The organism is Pseudanabaena sp. 'Roaring Creek' (genome assembly GCF_001402795.1).
Classification (GTDB): domain Bacteria; phylum Cyanobacteriota; class Cyanobacteriia; order Pseudanabaenales; family Pseudanabaenaceae; genus Pseudanabaena.
The window spans coordinates 1-4066 of the sequence record NZ_LIRE01000028.1; the positions used below are offsets into that span (position 1 = coordinate 1).

The following is a 4066-nucleotide window of genomic DNA, read 5'->3' on the forward strand; positions in this document are numbered from 1 at the left end:
ATACCAATTCACGAAAGTGTGACAACACTTTTGTGAATTAAACACCAAACCCAGTAAGGTTTTGAGATTCCCAAAATGGCGTTGCCATCTTGGGAATTGGTATAAGAAGAGAAGGTTGGCGCGGAGCGCCAACCTTCTCTTCTTGGGTTTTAAAAAAGCGTAGCTTTTTTATTTGACAAATTCCTTAAAAGTTTGCGTGGAGTTACAACGCTGACTCTGATAGTCTCTCAATAACTGTTCGATGAGCATCGGTAAATCCTTAGCTGCATATTCCGCATACAGTTCTTTGCCAAAATGATCTCCATCATCACCTACATAAACCCGATACATTTCAGAATTAGTCTCTCCATTCTCGATAGGAATTCCTACTAGAGCAATATCGCTGGAGTGATGCTGGGCGCAGGACTTATCACAGCCAGAGAAATGAATGTTAATTGGATAATCGAGTTTAATGCAGCTTTCTAAGTGGGCGGCAACTTTTTTGGCATCGGCTTGAGTATCCGTAAAGGCGGCTTTGCATCCCTTATATCCCGAACAAGCAGCGATCGCCGCATAGGGATGGTTGACCGAAATCGACAAGCCCAAATGCGCTAGCTCTTGCGTTACCCGCTCGATATCTACATCCGCAATATCCGTAAGCAGAATATTTTGCCAAGGTGTCAGTCGCAAAGCCCCACCACCATATTTTGTGGTTAAAAGTGCTAATCCCTGCAATTGCGTCGCCGTGAGCCTTCCCAAGGGAACGACTACACCAATATAGGAAAGTCCCCTTTGCTTTTGAGGGTTAATTCCTAAATGTCGATAGCGATCGCATTGTTGAGTCTCAGTCTCCCTTGCCATTAATTCAAGGGGAATGAATTGTAAGGAATAACCGAGCCTTTTTGTGGCTGCGCTTAGGAAACGTTCAACACCCCAGTCTTTTAGAAGTTCTCTTAAACGGAGCGGACGCAGCCGCGAATATTGCTGATTGCATCTTTCCTCAGTAAAGTTAGTAGCAAGGTCAGTATATTCCCGATAAATATCTGCGAACGCAGCAAGAACTTCCATTACTTGATGGGGAGCAATTAAAACTCCCACTGGCGATGGCGATTCTCCGCGATCGCCAAAACTGAGATACAAGCTAAAGTATATCTCTCCACTAACTTCTAAGGCAGAGAAGACAATATCATTAGGGCGATCGCTGACATTGACCATCTCGCCACCATCAAAACAAACACTAAATTTAGAAGAAAGAATTGCTAGTTCGGGATGATTGACGAGATATAAATTCCATTGCTTAACCAAAGGAATGGTGTTGATTTTGGCTTGCATATCAATCCCTGCGGTAGGACTAGCCATGATATTCCGCAAGCCGTCTATGCTGGGATTACTGGAAGCTAATCCATAGTCTTGTAGATCTAGAAGTACTTCCTCCGAAAGGGCTTGATGAGTGCGGATTTGGAGATTAGCCCGATTAGTAATTTGGATTTCACCATTACCAAATTGATTGACGACCTTTAGGAGCGCTTCACATTGCGTAGCTGTAATCAACCCCGCAGGTAACCGAATACGCGAAAGAATGCCATCTTGGGCGGTAGTGGCATTAAAAAGACTGGGACAAATAGCTGTAGTAGATTGCAATTGAGAAAATTCCAAAAAAATAATCCCATGATGAAGGCGCAACGCGCCTTCATCATGGCTATAAACTTAGCGCCGCTTCAATTTGCGATCGCTCTAAAGATTGACCGATAAATACCAAGCGCGTTTGGCGAGTTTCGTCGCTAGACCATAGGCGATCGTAGGAGGTTTCAAGGCGATCGCCTACACCTTGAAGAACCATTCGCATCGATTTATGAGGAACATTGACAAATCCCTTAATGCGATAGATTTCCTGCTTAGCGATCGTTTCCTTCAAAGCCGCTAATAGCTGGCTCGGTTCAAAAGCTCGTTCCGTAACGATATCAATCGAATTAATATCATCATCATGCTCATGCTCTTCTTCGTCGTCGTGATGGCTGGGACGCGCATCCAAATCATCTTCCACCGCAGCATTAAAGCCCAATAAAATCTCAGAACTGACCTTGCCATCGCCACAAGCCACCACCTTCACGCCATCGCGCAGTTCTTGCTTTAACCATGTCTGCACCTTAGCTTGAGCTTCGGCATCGACCAGATCGGTCTTCGTTAATAGCACCAGATCGGCGCAGGCTAACTGATCCTCAAATAACTCTTCAATGGGAGTTTCATGATCAAGGTTGGGGTCTTCTTGACGCTGAGCATCAAGGGCTTCAAGATTGCTGACCAAGCGTCCACTAGCGACAGCTTCACAATCGACTACGGCGATCACGCCATCAACGGTTGCCCCATTGCGGATCTCTTGCCAACGGAAGGCTTGAATTAAGGGTTTGGGTAATGCTAGACCAGAGGTTTCAATCAAAATGCAATCAATGCGATCGCGCCTTTTGAGCAATTCCTGCATTGTCGGTAAAAATTCTTCCTGCACGGTGCAGCAAAGACAACCATTGGTCAGTTCCACAATATTGGGAGTAATCTCTTTGCCATCCTCATCGCATACACGACAGGAACGCAGGAGATCGCCATCGATGCCAATTTCACCAAATTCATTCACAAGTACAGCTATACGCTTTCCTTGATTATTTTGTAATTGTTCCCGAATTAGCGTGGTTTTGCCACTGCCTAAAAATCCAGTAATTACCGTTACGGGTATTTTCGCTGCCATAATCTTCTCTAAAAAACTGAAAAAAGCGCATAAGTAACTGGGCATAATTAAAACCTAGAGTCGAAAGCTGTAGCGAATGCGCAGCGTTCGCTACAGCTTTTTGGGTTTTATATTTAATTGCGCCTAGCTGCTTATAGCAATCCTATAGGTTGTAATATCAATTCACGAAAGTGTGACAACACTTTTGTGAATTGGTATTAAACCTTAGGTGCAGGGAGAATTAGAGATGAAATATTTGATGCTAGAAAAGCCGCACCAATTCCACAAATTACCAATCCAGCCGAACGTAGGTTAGGCGCGGTTTGAGCAAAATCACCCTTTAGTACCTTCTGACCGATCCAAAAAGCCGCACCAGAAATGACTAATTGAATGACGGTAAATCCACATAAATAGGCAACCAAAGCTGTGGTTTGCGCTCCAAAAATTGCTTCACCGTAGGCATAGCCATGAAACAAACCTGCGACGGCTGATAAAGCGATCATGACAAGAATATTTGGGCTATGCTTGCGAGCTAATAAAATGCCAAACAACAAAATTGATGCGGAAACGATCAATTCAACAACTGGTAAATTTACTCCCAGCAAATGAATTCCCGTACCGAGCATTGCCGATAACACGAAGGAAACTGGAATGAGAATCCCTTGAGATTTGATTGCGGCAAATAAACCCACAGCCACAATAAAAGCTAAGTGATCTACCCCAATGACTGGGTGAGCCAAGCCTGACATGAAACCTTCAAAAAAGTTGCTAGGCATTCTACCACCCATTGCGTGGTGTGCCGATGCTGGGCTAGCAAATAGTAAAAGACTAAAGCCAAAGGCGATCGCTAAGGACTTGGACTGAATTGATGAAGAAAGTTTAGAAAAATTCATATTCTGTAACTCGCAGATATGGACAGTAAAACTAGTTCTAGCGGGCATCCTGACTTTAGCAGCGGTTAATTAAGCGGCTTTACAGTTGCGGTACAGCGTTGGACTTACACCAAACTTTCCCCAATGCAAAATCCAAGTAGTTACAGGTAATCTACTTAATTTCATTTTTAACGGCTGATCCCCGTTAAAACTAGAACAGCTTTATGACTCTACAATAATTCGCCTACTTTAGGGGCAAATCTTTACAGATTGACAAAGCTTGGGCTGTCAAATCACCTTAGAGTTTCTTATATCAATTCACAAAAGTGTGACAACACTTTTGTGAATTAACGTCAGTTTGGGTTAAGCTGACAAATTTTAAAAGCCCAAGAGTAAAAGCTTTGCGTAGCAAGGCTTTTACTCTTGGGCATTGAGAAAGGGTTTGCTACGCAAACCCTTTCTCAATGCCCGTTTCAAATTATCCCGAACTCACGTT

3 protein-coding genes and 1 riboswitch are annotated in these 4066 nt (G+C 43.7%); all 3 genes read right to left on the reverse strand.

Translation table 11 applies throughout. From position 1 onward, the window contains the following. Positions 1 to 168 precede the first annotated feature (168 nt). On the reverse strand, positions 169 to 1635 hold the full coding sequence (cobG, locus tag AC805_RS00750; protein ID WP_197278592.1) for a precorrin-3B synthase: 1467 nt from the start codon (positions 1633 to 1635) through the stop codon (positions 169 to 171). A gap of 43 nt (positions 1636 to 1678) precedes the next feature. Continuing rightward, positions 1679 to 2719, reverse strand: a complete 1041-nt coding sequence (gene cobW, locus AC805_RS00755) for a cobalamin biosynthesis protein CobW (RefSeq protein ID WP_055073640.1) — start codon at positions 2717 to 2719, stop codon at positions 1679 to 1681. Between the two features lie 197 nt (positions 2720 to 2916). Then, positions 2917 to 3591 (reverse strand): HupE/UreJ family protein, encoded by a 675-nt coding sequence (locus AC805_RS00760; protein ID WP_055073641.1) that lies wholly within the window; start codon positions 3589 to 3591, stop codon positions 2917 to 2919. A 21-nt stretch (positions 3592 to 3612) separates the two neighbouring features. Next, positions 3613 to 3754: riboswitch (cobalamin riboswitch) on the reverse strand. Positions 3755 to 4066 lie beyond the last annotated feature (312 nt).